A 15,901-nucleotide genomic window follows, 5' to 3' on the forward strand; every position below is an offset into this window, starting at 1 on the left:
CCTCCCTCAGCCCAGACCGACGCGCAAGCAGTCGTGGATATGCAGAAGACCCAGCGCCTGCCCGGATGCAGACTCGTCGACCACAAACAGCGAAGTGATCTTGCGATCATTCATGATCGCCACCGCCTCTTCGGCCAATGCGTCCGGTGTTATGGTGGTCGGATTGGCGGTCATGACCTGCTCGGTCGTTTTGTCCAGCAGACCGTCCATGTGTCGCCGCAAGTCACCGTCCGTAATGATGCCCGACAAATGCCCCTGCGCATCCGTTACACCGGCCACGCCGAAACCCTTTTGGCTGATTTCGATCAGCGCGTCGCTCATCGGGGTGTTCGCCGCGACCAGAGGCAAGGCGTCGCCGGTATGCATCAGGTCACGCACCGTACTCAGCCGTGCACCCAGCTTTCCGCCGGGGTGGAAGGCGCGAAAATCCTCGGGGCGGAAGTCGCGATACTTCATCAGCGCAATGGCCAGCGCATCGCCCATGGCTAGGGTCAGCGTCGTCGAGATCGAAGGCACCATGCCGAAACCGCAGGCCTCGCCCATCGACGGTATCAGCAGATGCACATCGGCCTGTTTCATCAACGTGCTTTCTGGCTTGCTGGATAGCCCGATCAGCGGAATGCCAAAGCGGCGCGTAAAGGCCAGCAGGTTGGCCAGCTCGGGCGCTTCGCCAGAATTCGAAATCGCCAGCACCACATCGCCTTTGGAAACCATGCCCAGATCGCCATGGCTGGCCTCGGCCGGGTGCACGAAATAGGCGGGCGTTCCGGTACTGGCCAGAGTGGCGGCAATCTTGTGGCCGATATGGCCCGATTTTCCGATGCCGCTGATGATGATGCGCCCGGTTGCTTTAAGGATAAGATGCACCGCCTCTGCAAAATGCTCGTCAAGGCTGTCGGCCAGCACGTCCAGCGCGCGGGCCTCGTCGGTGACGACCTGGCGGGCGGTTCTCAGGAATGCTTCGGTGTCGGTCATGAGTGTGCAAAGATATCCGTTTCGGGCCAACCGGCGAGGTCCAGCTTCGCACGCATCGGCAGGAAATCAAAACAGGCCCGCGCCATCTCGGTCCGGCCCTCGCGCGCCAGCCGTTTGTTCAACTCGTCGCGCAGGCGGTGCAGGTAAAGAACGTCCGAGGCCGCATAGTCCAGCTGAGCATCGGTCAGGGTTTCAGCGCCCCAGTCGCTCATCTGCTGTTGTTTCGAGATATCCACGCCGATCAGTTCCTGGCACAGGTTCTTCAGCCCGTGACGGTCGGTGTAGGTGCGTACCAGCCGGCTGGCGATCTTGGTGCAGTAAACCGGCGCGGCCAGGGCACCAAAGGTGTGATACATCGCGGCGATGTCGAACCGCCCGAAATGGAACAGCTTCAGGACATCGGGGTCTTCCAGCATGGCACTCAGGTTCGGGGCTTCGGTCTGGCCCTTGTCCACCTGGATGATATGGCTGTTTCCGTCACCGCCTGACATTTGAATCACGCACAGGCGATCGCGATGCGGGTTCAGCCCCATGGTTTCACAGTCAATGGCCACAACCGGGCCCAGATCCAGCCCATCCGGCAGATCGTTTTTGTACAAATGGTTCGCCACGCGACTATTCCTTTGTGCGATATAGCCCCCGAGATAGGCGGTTTGGTCCCCAAACTCAACGCCGTCCGAAAGTCGCGGGCCATTCGATGCCAAATCCTTGACCATATCCTCATCGGGGGGATATGGATAAGCCATGTCAGACAACGCCCACCAGTCACATCCACAGATCACGGCCCGCCTGAAGCGGGCCCATGGGCACCTGGCCAAGGTCATTGCCATGCTCGAGGAGCACGCGCCCTGTTCGGACGTCGCCCAACAGTTGTTTGCAGTGGAAAAAGCCGTCACCAATGCCAAACGCGCTTTGATTCATGATCATATCGAGCACTGCCTGTCCGCTGACGACGATGGCGGCGGGATCGAAGACTTCAAGGCGATTACAAAGTACCTCTGAGCCATGCTGAGTATTCTGAAACACCGCACCTACCGCCACCTGTTCGCCGCCCAGATCGTTGCTCTGACCGGAACCGGGCTGGCCACGGTCGCCCTTGGGCTGCTCGCCTTTGATCTGGCCGGGAATGCTGCGGGCCTTGTCCTTGGCACGGCACTGACGATCAAGATGGTGGCTTATGTCACCGTTGCACCGCTCGCCGCTGCTTTTGCCGAGCGTCTGGATCGTCGCAAGATGTTGGTCGTGCTGGACCTGATCCGCGCAGCGGTTGCAGTGTGTCTGCCTTTCGTGACTGAAGTCTGGCAAATCTACGTGCTGATCTTCGTGCTCCAATCGGCGTCGGCGGGCTTTACGCCCGCCTTTCAGGCCACGATTCCGGACGTTCTGCCAGACGAAGCTGAATACACGCGTGCCTTGTCACTTTCACGCCTGGCCTACGATATGGAAAGCCTGCTGAGTCCGATGTTCGCCGCCGCATTGCTGCTGCTGGTCAGCTTCAACAGCCTGTTCTGGGGTACCGCGCTTGGTTTTGTCGCATCGGCATTGCTGGTTGTCTCGGTCGTGCTTCCGTCGCCCAAACCAAGCCGACCCCGCGGTATCTATGACCGCACCACACGCGGCATACGTATCTATCTGAAAACACCCCGGTTGCGCGGGCTGCTTGCGCTCAGCTGGAGTGCGGCGGCCCTGAGCTCGATGGTGATCGTGAACACCGTGGTCATCGTGCGCGCCAATCTGGGCCTGTCGGAAAGCGCGGTGGCCATTGCCCTGGCCGGGTTCGGGGGCGGATCGATGCTTGCAGCCTTTACCTTGCCCCGCCTTCTGGACCGGATCGAGGACCGTCGCGTCATGGTCGCGGGCGCCGTTTTTGCCACTGGCTCCATGGCCGTCGCCGCGATGCTGGCCGCAATTGCTCCTCTGTCGCTCGGGTTGCTGACCGCGCTGTGGGCATTCACCGGTTTCGGATATTCAACCACCCTGACACCTTCGGGCCGCCTTTTGACCCGGTCGGCCCACCCCGAGGATCGCCCCGCCGTCTTCGCCGCACAGTTTACCCTGTCGCATGGTTGCTGGCTGGTTCTTTACCCGCTGGCGGGGTGGTTGATGACCGTGTTCGGCCCGACCGTCACACTCAGCAGCATGGCGACGCTGTCCGTGGCGGGCGTCGTCGGTGCAATCGGCCTGTGGCCGCGCCTCGACCAGGAACCGATCACCCATGATCACCCTGACCTGCCGCCCGATCATCCACATCTGGCCGGGCCGGGCCCGCACGCGCATCCGATCATCATCGACGATCTGCACCCGCGCATCCCGCGCGAACCCTGAGCGGGCGCTTCGAACTGATCTCAACCCGGAATGACCACAAACCAGAGCCCCAATGGACCAGCTTGACCGTCGCATCATCGCCGCCCTGCAAACCAACGCACGCGCCTCGACCACGCAGATTGCGACCACGCTGGGTGTTGCCCGGACAACCGTGCACGAGCGAATAAACCGGATGGAACAGCGCGGCCTGATCGAAGGATATTCCGTGCGCCTCGGGTCCACTGAAGACACGCCGAAAGTGCAGGTCATCGTCATGCTTGAAGTGCAGCAAAAGGAAACCAGCCGGATCATCAGGCGGCTCGAAGCCTACCCCGAGGTCAAGCTATGCCTGTCGATCAACGGAGAGTTCGATCTTATGCTGTCGGCAGAGGCGCCCAGGCTGGAGGATCTGGACATTCTGGTCGATGACCTGGCGAAAATTCCCGGTGTCTTGCGCACCAATACCAGCGTTGTTTTCGGGCGCAGGATAGATCGAAACTGAAGCGGCGATAACTCTCTGTAAACCGATCGTTGGTTAGCTTGGCCGGGACAGATCAGAATCCCGGACCGGCAGAATGCCAAATCAGAAGTTCCCGCTGTTACTCATGTTGGTGCATGTGCTTTTGGCGCAGGCAGGGTTTGCCATGCCAGATGCCAAAACCGGTGACCTGTGCGATCATGCCGCGCGCCGCGCCGCTTTGTCCGAAGGCGTGCCCCTGGACGTGCTGCGCGCCATCTCGCGCGTTGAAACCGGGCGCCGGCTGGACGGCCGGTTGCAGCCTTGGCCCTGGACGATCAACGTCGGCGGTCAGGGATACTGGTTCAAGTCCGAGGTCGAAGCCAAGGCCTATGCGTTCAAAATCTTCAAATCGGGCACCCGCAGCTTTGATGTCGGCTGTTTTCAGATCAATTATCGCTGGCACGGCAAAGCCTTCCGTTCGATCGACGCGATGTTCGATCCGGATGAGAACGCGACCTACGCCGCCCGGTTCCTGAATGAACTCCATGCCGAGCTTGGATCGTGGCCCGCAGCCGCGGGGGCTTATCATTCCCGCACGACACCCCTTGCCGAAGCTTACAAAGAGCGGTTTCAAACGGTGCTGGCACAGCTCGAAGGGCCCCCCCGAACCCGGGTTGCGGCCACATCTCGGGATCCGTTCACCGGGGCCGGCCTCCCCTTGATCCCCATTCCGACGGCCTCGCCCCGCACCGGCGCGCTTGGGTCTCTGGTGCCGGCCGCAGGCGCCGCAACCGCGTTTATCGCCTTCAACTAGGAGTTTCGCGTGCCCAAGGTAAACATCCAGTCGCTGTTTTCGCCTACTGTTCTGCTGGCGATTGCGCTGATGACGGTCATCGTCATGATGATCCTGCCCATGCCAGCCTGGGTGCTGGACGTGGGGTTGGCGGCCTCCTTTGCCCTGGCCATCCTGATCTTCACCCTGACGCTGTTCATTGAACGCCCGCTGGACTTTTCGTCCTTCCCGACGATTCTGCTGGCGTCGTTGATGTTGCGCCTGTCGCTGAATGTGTCGTCGACGAAACTGATCATCGGGCAGGGGCACACCGGCCCGAATGCGGCAGGAGACGTGATCGAAGGTTTTGCCAGTTTCGTCATGGGCGGCAGCATTTTTCTTGGCCTGGTGGTGTTCGGCGTGCTGCTGATCGTGAATTTCATGGTCATCACCAAAGGCGCCGCCCGCATGGCCGAAGTCGGCGCGCGCTTTGCGTTGGACGGGATGCCCGGCAAACAACTTGCGATCGACAGCGACATGTCCGCCGGGGCAATCGATCATCAGCAGGCCAAGGAACGGCGAGAGCTGGAACAGCAGGAGACGACATTCTTCGGTTCGCTCGACGGTGCGTCGAAATTCGTGAAAGGTGACGCCGTCGCCGGGCTTCTGATCACGTTGCTGAACCTCGTCATGGGCCTGGTCATGGGCGTCGTCGTACATGGAATGCCCGTGGCCGCGGCGTTCGAAACCTATGCGATTCTCACCGTCGGCGACGGGTTGGTGTCCCAAATTCCCGCCGTCATCATTTCCATAGCGTCTGCCCTTCTGCTGGCACGAGGCGGCACGCAGGGGGCCACGGACAACGCCATCTTTTCTCAACTTGGCCGCCACCCGGCAGCATTGTCCACCGTCGCGGTGCTCATGGTTCTGTTCGCTCTGGTGCCCGGTCTCCCTTTTCTGCCGTTCATCCTTGGCGCGGCCATTCTGGGATACGCGGCTTACAATGTTCACCGAAAGCAGCATGAAGCAGACGCGTCGGCAAACCTGCCCTCGACCGAAACCGAAGCGCCGACATCCCAAGCTATCGGCGACATCCTGGACCTGGATGATGTCCATCTGGAGTTCGCGCCGGATCTGGTCAGCATGGTTCTGAATCCTGGCACGGGGCTGGACGCTCGTATTGCCAATATGCGGACCTATGTGGCGTCGACCTTTGGCCTGATCCTGCCCGAAATCCGCCTGACCGACCGCGCCGACCTGCCGACCGGAACGTATGTGATCAAGGTTCAGGGCGTCGAACAGGCACGCGGTGTCTTGCATCCCGATCTCATCCTGGCGCTCGTGCAGGACGGGTTTGACCTGCTGCCGGAGGGCAATGACGTGACCGAGCCGGTCTATGGTGCTCCAGCGCGCTGGATCCTGCCGAAAGATCAGGAGGATGCCGCGCTGAGCGGTGCCACCATAGTTTCACCGCCCGAGATTCTTGCCACCCATCTGCTGGAGATCATCAAACAGAACTTCTCGCGCCTGCTGACACTGAAATCCCTCCGGCGCCTGCTGTCGGAAATGACCCGCCTGAGCGACCCGGTACGCGCCGAAGCCAACCGTAAGCTGCTGGATGAACTGATCCCCGACAAAGTGCCGATCGACACGTTGCACGCTGTTCTGCGCCTGTTGCTCGACGAACGTGTGTCGATCCGGAACATGGCGCTGATTCTTGAAAGTGTCGCCGAAGCGCGGCTGACCACAACCCAGCCCGAAGGCATCTGTGAACTTGTGCGTCAGCGTCTTGGCTTTCAGTTGGTCGCGGACATGAAGCGCGAGGATGGTTCGATCCCTCTGATCCAGTTGGCCCCGGAATGGGAGGACACATTCGCCTCTTACCAGATCGACGCCCCAAATACCGGCATGGATGTCGCGCTGCCCCCGAACGTGTTCAACAAACTGGCCGACGGAGTCGTGAGCACCATCGCCAAATCCGCTGACAACGGTCTGTTTCCAGCCGTCGTGACCTCGACCCGGCGCCGTCGGTTGCTGCGCACCGTCATGCAAGCACGCGGCGTGTCCAACCCGGTTTTGTCCTTCGAAGAAATCGGGTTGGAAGCCAAACCTGCCTTGGTCGGAACTGTTGCAGCGTGATTGCCCTGCCGCCAGAGATGCTGTCGCAGCTGGCCGAAGCAATCTGGCAGGCCTTTGTCGTATTTCTGCGCGTCTCCGCTCTTGTTTCGCTGCTTCCAGCTTTCGGTGAGCGCAGTATTCCGACACGGGTAAAGCTTGGTGCTTCCGTTGCTTTCACGCTGATCATACTGCCCGCTGCGCCCCCCGTCAGAATAGATCCCAGCCTTTGGGCGACAGTGCGGCTGGTCGGCACCGAAGTTCTGATCGGGCTTGTCCTGGGGATAGGCCTGCGCCTGTTCGTTCTCGCGCTGCAAACCGCGGGGTCTATTGCGGCTCAGTCCACGTCATTGTCGCAACTGCTGGGTGGCGCGGCGGCCGATCCGATCCCCGCCATGGGATACCTGCTGACCCTGGCAGGACTGACACTTGCCGTAATCATGGACCTGCACATCCGGGCCGCGCAGTTCCTGATCCAGAGTTATGCCCTGTTCCCAATAGGGCTGGCACCTGATGCCGCGGATGCGTCGCGCTGGGGATTGCATCAGGTCGCCAACAGCTTTGGGCTGGCTTTTGCACTGGCAACACCGTTCGTCATCGCCTCTTTGATCTACAACCTGGCACTTGGGGTCATCAACCGGGCAATGCCCCAGCTGATGGTGGCCTTCGTAGGCGCTCCTGCAATCACCTTCGCCGGGCTGTTTCTGCTGTTCGCCGGCACACCGCTGATCCTGTCCGTGTGGGCTGACGCGCTGATCACCTTCTTCACCAACCCGATGGGAGTGCAAAGATGAGCGCAGGTGATGACGACAGCGACAAGTCATACGAGCCGACACCGCAAAAGCTGCTGAAGGCGCGCGAGAAAGGTGAGGTTCCAAAATCCAACGACTTGTCGGTTGTGGCGGCATATACCGGGCTTCTGATCGCCCTGCTTACAGTCGGTCAATACAGCGTCGAGCATATGGGCACCGGGTTCATGGTTCTGATCGATCAGTCCGACGCATTTGCACGGCTTCTGACGGATGGGCCATCGCATGCTCCGGTTGCGGGGGTTTTGAAAAGTGCCCTGCTGCCTGTTGCTTTGCTGTTCTGCCTTCCTGCCGCGGCTGTTCTGCTGAACTTGATCGCCCAGCGCGCGCTGATCTTTGCCCCAAGCAAATTGAAACCAAAACTTTCGCGTATCTCTCTGGTTTCGAACGCAAAGAACAAGTTCGGGCGGGGTGGCCTGTTCGAGTTTGCCAAAAGCACCACCAAACTGTTGATCTACAGCACCTGCCTTGCGCTTTTTCTGAAAGCCAATCTAACCGAGATTCTGTCTGCCAGCGCGGCGCCGGCGAAGTCATCCATTCTGCTCATGATGAACCTGCTGTTTCGCTTTCTGTTCATCGTGATCGCAATCGCACTGGCCATCGGGGTTGTCGATTTCCTTTGGCAATATGCCGAACACATGCGCAAGAACCGTATGTCGCGCAAGGAGATCATGGATGAAACCAAGGATGCCGAGGGCGACCCTCATGTCAAACAACACCGGCGCCAGCGCGCACAGGAAATCGCAACCAACCAAATGTTGGCAAATGTTCCAGGCGCGGATGTCGTGATCGTAAACCCCACCCATTATGCTGTGGCGCTTAAATGGGCACGGGTTGCGGGCAGCGCCCCGGTTTGCGTTGCCAAAGGGGTGGACGAAATCGCCGCCACCATCCGATCCGCCGCAGGAGAAGCAGGCGTTCCGATCCATTCAGACCCTCCCACAGCTCGCGCCCTTCACGCGACCGTGGACATAGGTCAGGAGATCGCCGAAGAGCACTATCGTCCTGTTGCCGCCGCGATCCGGTTTGCCGAAGCGATGCGAAAACGCGCGAAGGAGCAAGTTCGATGACTCATACGCAATTACCCGATTTGGAAAAAGTGACCAACGCAGCGTTTCAGAAGCAATTTCAAGCGCTGCGACCGATCCTGGAGGCCGAGGCACGGATCAAGCAGCAACTTGCCAGATTGGACGGTCAACTCCGTCAGGCGCGCCAAGACAGCACCAAGGTCGAAGGCTATCAGGTTTCAGGGACCGACGTACTCTGGAATAGTTGGGAGTCCGCGACGCGGAGACAATTGAACCTGCAACTGGCACGAACGCGCGCGCAGAAACTGGCCGGAATGGAAGCTTTGCGTACTGCCTTTGGGCGAAAACAAGCGGTGGAAACACTGCGGAAGAAAGTTCAGCAGGCAAACCGAAAAGCAAATGCCAAAAAGCACTTCGGTGCCTAGCTTGACCGACCCGACGTATCGGGCCGGTCAGTGTCAGCTATCTTGTCGGTTTACACTCAGGATCAGCACTTTGGACACGTTGTCGCCAAATTCTTTGCGCGCCACTTCCAGCAAGGAATTCCGCAAAACATCCAGGTTCCCGGATTCTGTAAAAGTCCCGTCAAAGCCGCCCGTGTTTGCATGGTCAAAAAGAACCTGAAGAAAGCCATCCCTGAGTTTAGGCTCGATCGCATAATAGGTTTCTGTGATGGCCGGGTTCGCCTCAAGGCTCAGCGACAGCGTTACCATGGCTTCGATCTGGTCGTCTTTTACAACGGGGACGACGAATTGCTTGGTCATTTTCAGATAGCCAGAGCTTTCCCCCTTGCCTTTTTCCTTTGATTTCCCGGTTTTTTTGCCGGCCGACTTATCCTCTTTGACTGCTTCTTTTTCGGCAGCGGCAGTTTCAGGTTTTTTTGCAGGTGCAAGAACCAGACCCGCGCCAATACCCGCGCCGAGTCCAACAATCAGAAGAATCACGGGAATCAATTTCGCAACCACGATCTCACCTCAGAACGGCAAAAGGGAATCAAGAACTTGCTGACCATAGCGGGGTTGCTGGACATCCGTTATCTGCCCTCTGCCGCCATATGACACGCGCGCTGACGCGATTTTGTCATAGGTTATTTCGTTTTGCCGCGAGATGTCCTGCGGGCGGACATATCCCGTCACAAGAAGCTCTCGCAGTTCGAAGTTGACCCGCAACTCCTGGGATCCCGATATTGAAAGAACTCCGTTCGGCAACACATCCAGCACTGTTGCGGCAACACGCAGAGTCAGTTTTTCGTTTCTCCTGACGGATCCCCGGCCAGAACTCGAGGAATCCGCTTCAATCGAAACGGCTTCATCCAATGACGCGCCCTGGGGCAGGTTCTTTTGCACGCGCTGAGGCAGGCCGAAGAGGCTGGGGACTTCGAGGGTCTCGGACCCAGATCTGGATCGTCTGGTATTGTTCGAAATTTCTGCCTTCTCGTCCAGCTCGATGACGACGGTCAGGATGTCGCCTTTCTTGATCGCCCGCTGGTCGCCCAGCAACGAATGCTGCCCGCCGCTCCACAAAGAGGACCGGTCGACGTTTCGCTGGGGTTGGGTGTGCAATGGCAAACCCGGCCACAACATTGCAACCTGTTCCGGGGAATCCTCGTTGGGTGTGAAACTTGGCGGTTTGCCCAAATGATCCATTCGTCCACATGCGGACAAGGCAAAAGCCGTCAGGACAAGGGTTTTTGGCAATCCGTGCATCACTGTACCTCGATTTGACCGTCCGGACGGATTCGGCCTGTTACGGTTGTTCGGGATGAAAGGTTCATGACCCGAATGCGATCCCCCGCCGCGCCGCGCCCCAAGGCCCGGCCCTCGGTGGTGATCGACAAGGGTTGGCTGCTGAACACCAGCACGACCAGATCGTTTCGATCCACGATGGCAGGTGGCCCGACATCAGAGCCGCGAATTGGCCGACCGGGGTAGAGCGCCACCCGGGCCTCTTGTCCGATCAGAAGATCAGGGTCTGAAATTGCATCGGCAACATCTGTTGGCTTCAACTCGAGATCGGCCGCAGAAATGACTTCCTTGGCCCGGATCGTGCGTGTCGGCACCACAATGTCAGCCTGGGCGGCAATTGGCACCAGAAGCACCAGAGAAAGAACCAGATGTCGCATCACCGTACCTGCGTTGTCGCGCTCATCATCTGGTCCACCGCCGTGATGACTTTGGCATTCATCTCATAGCCGCGTTGCGCTTCGATCAGCTCGGTAACTTCGCGAACGGCGTCAACCGAACTGTCTTCCAGATAACCCTGCCGCAAAGTTCCCAGACCGTCTTCGCCCGGCGTACCCAGAACCGGAGCACCCGAAGCTTCGGTTTCCTTGAACAGATTGCCTCCGACGGCTTCCAGGCCTTTGGCGTTCGAAAAACTGGCCAGCGTAAACTCTCCAAGCAACTGACCTTCGGGGGAATCGTCAAAATATGCATAGACTTCGCCCGACGCATTGATCGAAACAGAACGCGCATCGTCCGGGATGGTGATTTCCGGCGAAACCGCAAACCCGTCAGAGGTGACGATCAGACCCTCTGCCGACCGCTTCAAACTGCCGTCGCGCGTATACGCGGCCTGACCGCTGGGCAAGGTCACCTCCAGATATCCGCGACCTTCGATTGCAACATCCAGGTCGCTCCCGGTGGCCGACAAGGCCCCTTGTTCCAATTGAACTGTCACCGCGGCCGGTCGCACACCCAGACCCAGTTGAATACCCGTGGGCAGAACGGTTCCGTCCGACGCGTTCACGGTCCCGGCCCGCGCCATCTGCTGATAATGCAGGTCGGCGAATTCGGCCCGTCGGGCGTTGTAGCCGGTGGTGTTCATATTCGCGAGGTTGTTCGAGATCGTCTCGACCCGCATCTGTTGCGCTGTCATCCCGGTGGCGGCAATTTTTAGGGCCCGCATGTCTAACTCTCCTCATCCAAATCAGCGCATCAGCGCCTTGAGTGCTCCACGCACGCGCTCATCTTCACTCTCAAGAAAGCTTTGCCCCAGCTCATAGGCGCGCTGGATTTCCACCAAACGGGTCACTTGCTGAATCGCGTTCACGTTTGACCCTTCGAGAAAGCGATGCAAAACCACCGGCTCGTCGACCGGCTCAATTGCACCGTCGGTGCGGAAACGAGTGTTTCCTTCGCGTACAAGTTCGTTCGTGTCGGCAACGTTGAAAACGCCCAGCTGCCCCAGAAGTTGACCATCGACACTCAGCGTTCCGTCGCTGCCGACATCGATTGACGCTGCATCAGGCGGGATGAACACAGGCGCGCCATTGGCATCGAGCACGCGCGCACCATCCATTGAAACCAGATCGCCATCGGCATTGGTAGAAAAGCTGCCAGCCCGCGTCAGCCGGTTGCCGTTCTCGGTTTCGACCATGAAGAACCCGTCGCCTTCGATGGCAAAATCAAATTGCCCGCCGGTTTGCGTCAGCACGCCTTGTTGCATTGACGAATTTCGCGCCTCGGCCCGGCTCATGGAGAGGGACGGGCTGTTCGGCATATCTCGAATGTATTCCGAGAACACCAGCCCCTGCTGGCGATAGCCGGTCGTGTTGGCATTTGCGATGTTATTCGCCACCAGGCGCATTTCATCCATCAGCCCGGACTGGCGGGACAGGGTGACATAGGCGGTGTCCATCAGCGACCTCCTGCGATCAATGGAACAAGCGTACCGGTGAAAAACGTAACAAGGGTCTGAGTCATGAACCCCATCGAGATCCAGAACACGACGACGATGGCGATCAGTTTGGGAACAAAGGTCAGTGTCATTTCCTGTATCGACGTCAGGGCCTGAAACAGACCAACGATCAGGCCTGACACCAGAGCAACTGCCAGAATCGGGACCGATGTGATGACGGCGATCCAGAGAGCCTGACGCACGATGTCATAGAAAAGACCTTCGCTCAGCATGGTATCAGACCGGCATCCGAAGGATTTCCTGATAGGCCTCGACCACCTTGTTGCGAACTATCACAGCTGTCTCGACGGCCAGTTCGGTCTGTGCCAGCGCCTGCACCAGCGCGTGCGGGTCGGCTTGCCCGACAATCGCGGTCTGCGACATCTGCTCGCTATGTTTCAATGTGGCTGCAAAGTCCTGAAAACTGGCCTTCAGCCCCTGCGCCATCCCGGTATGTTCGGGATCGGCCTGTGTTGCGGGGCGTGCGCCGGCATAGTTCTGTGCGGCGGTCAGGGATCGGATGTCCATTCTGGCTGTCCTTTATTTTCTGAGCAATTCCATCAACGACGACGACATTTGCCGTGTTTGATCGAACATCTTGAGGTTGGCTTCGTAGCTCCGCTGCGCCTCACGCGCGTCAGCGATTTCGATCATCAGATCGACATTCGATCCCAGATAGTGACCGCTGGCATCTGCCATCGGGTGGCCGGGGTCGAAAATTCGTGTCAGGTCGCGTCGATCAAGCTTTACGCGGCCAGCTTTCACCACGTTCTGACCATCTTTTTCTATGGTCTCAAACGGCACCGTCTTGCGCCGGTACCCGGGCGTATCCGCATTCGATATGTTTTCGGACACGTGGCGCAGCCGGGCTGCCTGCGCGCGCAGGGCGCTGGCGGATGCCGCAAGTGAGTGGGAAAAATCGCTCATCCTCGGCCTCCTTATCCACGTCCCAGACTGGTGCGAAGTATGTTCATCGAGGATTTGTAGATTGCCAATGCGCGGTCGTGCTGTCGTTTGACCTCGACCGATTTCAGCATCTCTTCTTCAAGCGATACGCCGTTACCATTTGGATCACCCGACGGAGCGGCCTGGTGCTCTGCCCAGGGCTGCGCACCCGTACCGCCGTGCAGATGACCCCTCCGCGTGGCCATCATGGTCACTTCGCGTCCCGAGGTTTCAAGTGCTTTATGGAAGGGCTCGATATCGCGCGGCTGGTAGCCCGGCGTATCCGCATTGGCCATGTTGCGCGCAATCACCGCCTGCCGTTGCCCGGCATGGGTTGTCATTGCGTACGCGGTCTTAAGGACGCTCAAGTCATAGAACATCGGGGCTTCTCCCTCGATCAATTTCAATCAAGGCTTAACCCCGATTCCTTTAGAAACCGTTTTCAGAACCCAATTGGAGAACCCAAGATGTCCGATCTCGACCCGATGCTTCTGAAACATGAATTCGATCGGATGACTTCGATCCGCCACGTGGGCCTGGTCAGCGGCGTCGCACAAGGATTGATCGAGATCAGTGGCCTCAACGAACATGCGCGAACCGGAGACCTGCTTACATTGCGGCGGCGCGCGGGGCCCGATCTGGCCGGTGAAGTGCTGCATGTCGGTGCAGACCATATCCACATGATTCCGGGTTCCGCCCCGGACGGTGTCAGCCTCGGGGACCGTGTGTATCTTGATCCATCGCCGGGGTTCGCGCCCGCATTGCACTGGCTTGGACGCGTCATTGATCCGTTTGGCAAACCGCTGGACGGAAAACCCCTGCTGAACGGGCCACAGGATCGCGACATCATGCAAGCCCCGCCGCCTGCAGTGGCGCGCAAGCCATTGGGAAAGCGGATGGCCACCGGACTATCGGTTCTCAACACCATGCTGCCGATTGTACGCGGTCAACGCGTTGGGTTGTTTGCGGGATCGGGTGTGGGGAAATCGACGCTGCTGTCGACGCTGGCGCGCTTCATGCAGGCTGACGTGGTTGTGGTGGCTCTTGTCGGCGAACGTGGGCGTGAAGTGAACGAGTTTGTTGCCCGCGCCATAGGCCCGGAAGCCATGAAGCGCACTATCGTGGTCGCCGCGACGTCCGACCAGTCTGCATTGGCGCGCAGACGGTGCGCGTGGTCGGCCATGTCGGCGGCCGAGTTCCTGCGGGATCTGGGGCTGAACGTCCTGTTTCTGGCCGATTCGGTAACCCGTTTCGCGGAAGCGCACCGTGAAATCGCCGTTGCCATGGGCGAAGCCCCGTCGCTCCGAGGGTATCCGCCCTCTGTCACCCCCCTGATTGCCAATCTGAGTGAACGCGCAGGCCCCGGCACGCAGGAGCAGGGTGATATCACCGCCGTGTTCAGCGTCCTGGTTGCGGGGTCCGACATGGATGAACCCATCGCCGACATTCTGCGCGGTGTGTTGGACGGGCATATCGTACTCAGCCGCGAGATTGCCGAACGCGGGCGCTTCCCGGCCATCGACCTCAGCAAATCCGTATCCCGCAGCCTTCCAGAGGCCGCGTCAGAGGCCGAGAACCAGATGATCAACGAAACCCGCAAACTTGTTGGCAGCTACGAACAATCCGAAGTCATGATAAAGGCCGGGCTGTATTCAGAAGGATCAGATCCGCTCTTGGATCAGGCCGTGCGCGTTCATGAGGAGTTGGACACGTTTTTCGGCAAACCCGATTCCGAAGGAATTGAAAACAGCTTCAACCGCTTGTCCCTGATTCTGCGTCGTGCCTCGGCCGGCCTGCCGCGTTAGTGAACTCGGAACAGTTTTAAGTATTAAGGCCGCCTTAAGACCTGCGCTGCTATTCCGATAGTCGGGTGATAAAAAGGTGGTGGAGATGGGTGCGCAAACCAATGCGGCGCCAATCATCATCAAGAAGAAGCGTTCATCAGGTGGCGATGGCCATCACGGTGGCGCGTGGAAAGTCGCGTATGCCGACTTTGTGACGGCCATGATGGCCTTCTTCATGTTGATGTGGCTGCTGAACGCAACAACGGAACAGCAACGAAAAGGGTTGGCGGATTACTTCGCACCGACAATCCCGCTAAGCCCGGAATCCGGCGGCGGGGACGGGGCGTTTGGCGGCGACAGCATGCTGTCTGAAGACGTGCTGTTGCGGGACGGTCAGGGTGCCACGACCACACATCCGACCGAATCGCATCAGTCCCGTGGCTCGATCGGAGTGAATGCCGAGGGCGGCGGCAAAGGGGCCAAGGAAGATTTCTCTACCCTGGAGGCGCAACTGCTGGGGCGCACGGGTGAAAGCGAGGTCTCGGACAAACTGCTCAAGCATATCGTCACACGGGTCACCGATGAAGGATTGGTGGTGGAACTGTTCGACACCGACGATCAGGCATTGTTCGAATCGGGTTCTGACAAGCCAACCAGCTTTCTGCGGTCCCTGGCCCTGATCATCGCCCGAGCCTCGGATCTTGTCGTCAATTCGATCGCCGTCGAAGGGCATGTCAGCGCGTCTCCGGTCGTGCAGGCGCGCAACACAGCCTGGGAACTGTCCACGGCAAGGGCCCAGAAATTGCGTCAATTGCTACAGGACAAGGGCGTTGCGGCACAAAGGATGGATCGTGTTACCGGCCATGCAGACCGAGAATTGTTCGCCGACAATCCCATGGCTGCGCGGAACAACAGGATCGAAGTGATCTTTCTGCGCCAACCCTAAATGATAGAGCGTATTTTACATGTTAGCGCGCTGTTAAGGGGCAGCGCGTTACCTGTTGCATCAAAGACGGACGCAACAGAAGGGC

General features: G+C 59.1%; 21 protein-coding genes. 10 read left to right on the top strand and 11 right to left on the bottom strand.

Going from position 1 to position 15,901, the window contains the following annotated elements; all coding sequences use genetic code 11:
- Positions 1-6 precede the first annotated feature (6 nt).
- A complete protein-coding gene (locus GS612_RS17050; RefSeq protein WP_171641948.1) occupies positions 7-975 on the bottom strand; it encodes an SIS domain-containing protein in 969 nt (322 codons plus the stop codon).
- Complete coding sequence (locus GS612_RS17055; RefSeq protein ID WP_171642050.1) at positions 972-1,586, bottom strand: ribonuclease D; 615 nt, start codon at positions 1,584-1,586, stop codon at positions 972-974. Before GS612_RS17055 ends, GS612_RS17050 begins: the two co-directional genes overlap by 4 nt.
- 133 nt (positions 1,587-1,719) lie before the next feature.
- Between GS612_RS17055 and GS612_RS17060 the strand changes: the two genes are divergently transcribed.
- The 8 genes from GS612_RS17060 (at position 1,720) to GS612_RS17095 (ending at position 8,888) form a co-directional block, all read left to right on the top strand.
- Positions 1,720-1,977 (top strand): metal-sensing transcriptional repressor, encoded by a 258-nt coding sequence (locus GS612_RS17060; RefSeq protein WP_171206378.1) that lies wholly within the window; start codon positions 1,720-1,722, stop codon positions 1,975-1,977.
- Positions 1,978-1,980: 3 nt separating this feature from the next.
- Complete coding sequence (locus GS612_RS17065) at positions 1,981-3,300, top strand: MFS transporter (protein WP_171641950.1); 1,320 nt, start codon at positions 1,981-1,983, stop codon at positions 3,298-3,300.
- A 52-nt stretch (positions 3,301-3,352) separates the two neighbouring features.
- Positions 3,353-3,781, top strand: coding sequence for an Lrp/AsnC family transcriptional regulator (locus GS612_RS17070; protein WP_171641952.1), 429 nt, complete (start codon positions 3,353-3,355; stop codon positions 3,779-3,781).
- 73 nt (positions 3,782-3,854) lie between these two features.
- Positions 3,855-4,553: a transglycosylase SLT domain-containing protein gene (locus GS612_RS17075; protein WP_371809362.1), complete on the top strand. Its 699-nt coding sequence runs from the start codon at positions 3,855-3,857 to the stop codon at positions 4,551-4,553.
- A gap of 69 nt (positions 4,554-4,622) precedes the next feature.
- A complete protein-coding gene (flhA, locus tag GS612_RS17080; protein ID WP_216603636.1) occupies positions 4,623-6,650 on the top strand; it encodes a flagellar biosynthesis protein FlhA in 2,028 nt (675 codons plus the stop codon).
- Entirely contained in the window at positions 6,647-7,420 is a 774-nt protein-coding gene (locus tag GS612_RS17085) for a flagellar biosynthetic protein FliR (RefSeq protein ID WP_171641956.1), read from the top strand. The genes flhA and GS612_RS17085 overlap by 4 nt, the downstream gene beginning before the upstream one ends.
- On the top strand, positions 7,417-8,505 hold the full coding sequence (gene flhB / locus GS612_RS17090; protein ID WP_171641958.1) for a flagellar type III secretion system protein FlhB: 1,089 nt from the start codon (positions 7,417-7,419) through the stop codon (positions 8,503-8,505). Before GS612_RS17085 ends, flhB begins: the two co-directional genes overlap by 4 nt.
- Entirely contained in the window at positions 8,502-8,888 is a 387-nt protein-coding gene (locus GS612_RS17095; RefSeq protein WP_171641960.1) for a hypothetical protein, read from the top strand. Before flhB ends, GS612_RS17095 begins: the two co-directional genes overlap by 4 nt.
- A 33-nt stretch (positions 8,889-8,921) precedes the next feature.
- Here the strand turns inward: GS612_RS17095 and GS612_RS17100 are convergent, their stop codons facing one another.
- From GS612_RS17100 to GS612_RS17140, 9 genes are read right to left on the bottom strand one after another with little or no spacing between them, the layout of a single operon-like run.
- On the bottom strand, positions 8,922-9,428 hold the full coding sequence (locus GS612_RS17100; RefSeq protein WP_171641962.1) for a flagellar basal body-associated protein FliL: 507 nt from the start codon (positions 9,426-9,428) through the stop codon (positions 8,922-8,924).
- A gap of 9 nt (positions 9,429-9,437) precedes the next feature.
- Positions 9,438-10,169 (bottom strand): flagellar basal body L-ring protein FlgH, encoded by a 732-nt coding sequence (flgH, locus tag GS612_RS17105; protein ID WP_152459754.1) that lies wholly within the window; start codon positions 10,167-10,169, stop codon positions 9,438-9,440.
- On the bottom strand, positions 10,169-10,585 hold the full coding sequence (flgA, locus tag GS612_RS17110) for a flagellar basal body P-ring formation chaperone FlgA (protein WP_171641964.1): 417 nt from the start codon (positions 10,583-10,585) through the stop codon (positions 10,169-10,171). Before flgA ends, flgH begins: the two co-directional genes overlap by 1 nt.
- Positions 10,585-11,370 (bottom strand): flagellar basal-body rod protein FlgG, encoded by a 786-nt coding sequence (gene flgG, locus GS612_RS17115; protein WP_171120134.1) that lies wholly within the window; start codon positions 11,368-11,370, stop codon positions 10,585-10,587. Before flgG ends, flgA begins: the two co-directional genes overlap by 1 nt.
- A 21-nt stretch (positions 11,371-11,391) precedes the next feature.
- Positions 11,392-12,102 (bottom strand): flagellar hook-basal body complex protein, encoded by a 711-nt coding sequence (locus GS612_RS17120; RefSeq protein WP_171641966.1) that lies wholly within the window; start codon positions 12,100-12,102, stop codon positions 11,392-11,394.
- On the bottom strand, positions 12,102-12,374 hold the full coding sequence (locus GS612_RS17125; protein WP_152459750.1) for a flagellar biosynthetic protein FliQ: 273 nt from the start codon (positions 12,372-12,374) through the stop codon (positions 12,102-12,104). Before GS612_RS17125 ends, GS612_RS17120 begins: the two co-directional genes overlap by 1 nt.
- A gap of 4 nt (positions 12,375-12,378) precedes the next feature.
- Entirely contained in the window at positions 12,379-12,669 is a 291-nt protein-coding gene (fliE, locus tag GS612_RS17130; protein WP_171641968.1) for a flagellar hook-basal body complex protein FliE, read from the bottom strand.
- A 12-nt stretch (positions 12,670-12,681) separates the two neighbouring features.
- Positions 12,682-13,068, bottom strand: a complete 387-nt coding sequence (gene flgC / locus GS612_RS17135) for a flagellar basal body rod protein FlgC (protein WP_152459748.1) — start codon at positions 13,066-13,068, stop codon at positions 12,682-12,684.
- A gap of 11 nt (positions 13,069-13,079) precedes the next feature.
- Entirely contained in the window at positions 13,080-13,466 is a 387-nt protein-coding gene (locus tag GS612_RS17140) for a FlgB family protein (RefSeq protein ID WP_171641970.1), read from the bottom strand.
- Between the two features lie 105 nt (positions 13,467-13,571).
- Between GS612_RS17140 and GS612_RS17145 the strand changes: the two genes are divergently transcribed.
- Together GS612_RS17145 and GS612_RS17150 are read left to right on the top strand one after the other, a co-directional pair.
- The gene (locus GS612_RS17145; protein ID WP_253286213.1) at positions 13,572-14,891 is read left to right on the top strand and encodes a FliI/YscN family ATPase; all 1,320 of its coding nucleotides are present in this window, start codon (positions 13,572-13,574) and stop codon (positions 14,889-14,891) included.
- 85 nt (positions 14,892-14,976) lie between these two features.
- Positions 14,977-15,816 carry a flagellar motor protein MotB gene (locus GS612_RS17150; protein ID WP_171641975.1) on the top strand — a complete coding sequence of 280 codons (840 nt, stop codon included), beginning with the start codon at positions 14,977-14,979 and terminating at the stop codon, positions 15,814-15,816.
- The last annotated feature ends 85 nt before the right edge of the window (positions 15,817-15,901 follow it).

This window comes from Ruegeria sp. HKCCD6157 (assembly GCF_013110685.1).
Taxonomy (GTDB): domain Bacteria; phylum Pseudomonadota; class Alphaproteobacteria; order Rhodobacterales; family Rhodobacteraceae; genus Ruegeria.

Excerpts from the sequence above, each read along its gene's own strand:
- GS612_RS17050 (WP_171641948.1), bottom strand. The coding sequence starts at position 975 with ATGACCGACACCGAAGCATTCCTGAGAACCGCCCGCCAGGTCGTCACC.
- GS612_RS17060 (WP_171206378.1), top strand. The coding sequence starts at position 1,720 with ATGTCAGACAACGCCCACCAGTCACATCCACAGATCACGGCCCGCCTG.
- GS612_RS17065 (WP_171641950.1), top strand. The coding sequence starts at position 1,981 with ATGCTGAGTATTCTGAAACACCGCACCTACCGCCACCTGTTCGCCGCC.
- GS612_RS17070 (WP_171641952.1), top strand. The coding sequence starts at position 3,353 with ATGGACCAGCTTGACCGTCGCATCATCGCCGCCCTGCAAACCAACGCA.
- GS612_RS17075 (WP_371809362.1), top strand. The coding sequence starts at position 3,855 with ATGCCAAATCAGAAGTTCCCGCTGTTACTCATGTTGGTGCATGTGCTT.
- flhA (WP_216603636.1), top strand. The coding sequence starts at position 4,623 with ATGACGGTCATCGTCATGATGATCCTGCCCATGCCAGCCTGGGTGCTG.
- flhB (WP_171641958.1), top strand. The coding sequence starts at position 7,417 with ATGAGCGCAGGTGATGACGACAGCGACAAGTCATACGAGCCGACACCG.
- GS612_RS17095 (WP_171641960.1), top strand. The coding sequence starts at position 8,502 with ATGACTCATACGCAATTACCCGATTTGGAAAAAGTGACCAACGCAGCG.
- flgH (WP_152459754.1), bottom strand. The coding sequence starts at position 10,169 with ATGCACGGATTGCCAAAAACCCTTGTCCTGACGGCTTTTGCCTTGTCC.
- flgA (WP_171641964.1), bottom strand. The coding sequence starts at position 10,585 with ATGCGACATCTGGTTCTTTCTCTGGTGCTTCTGGTGCCAATTGCCGCC.
- flgG (WP_171120134.1), bottom strand. The coding sequence starts at position 11,370 with ATGCGGGCCCTAAAAATTGCCGCCACCGGGATGACAGCGCAACAGATG.
- GS612_RS17120 (WP_171641966.1), bottom strand. The coding sequence starts at position 12,102 with ATGGACACCGCCTATGTCACCCTGTCCCGCCAGTCCGGGCTGATGGAT.
- GS612_RS17125 (WP_152459750.1), bottom strand. The coding sequence starts at position 12,374 with ATGCTGAGCGAAGGTCTTTTCTATGACATCGTGCGTCAGGCTCTCTGG.
- fliE (WP_171641968.1), bottom strand. The coding sequence starts at position 12,669 with ATGGACATCCGATCCCTGACCGCCGCACAGAACTATGCCGGCGCACGC.
- flgC (WP_152459748.1), bottom strand. The coding sequence starts at position 13,068 with ATGAGCGATTTTTCCCACTCACTTGCGGCATCCGCCAGCGCCCTGCGC.
- GS612_RS17140 (WP_171641970.1), bottom strand. The coding sequence starts at position 13,466 with ATGTTCTATGACTTGAGCGTCCTTAAGACCGCGTACGCAATGACAACC.
- GS612_RS17145 (WP_253286213.1), top strand. The coding sequence starts at position 13,572 with ATGCTTCTGAAACATGAATTCGATCGGATGACTTCGATCCGCCACGTG.
- GS612_RS17150 (WP_171641975.1), top strand. The coding sequence starts at position 14,977 with ATGGGTGCGCAAACCAATGCGGCGCCAATCATCATCAAGAAGAAGCGT.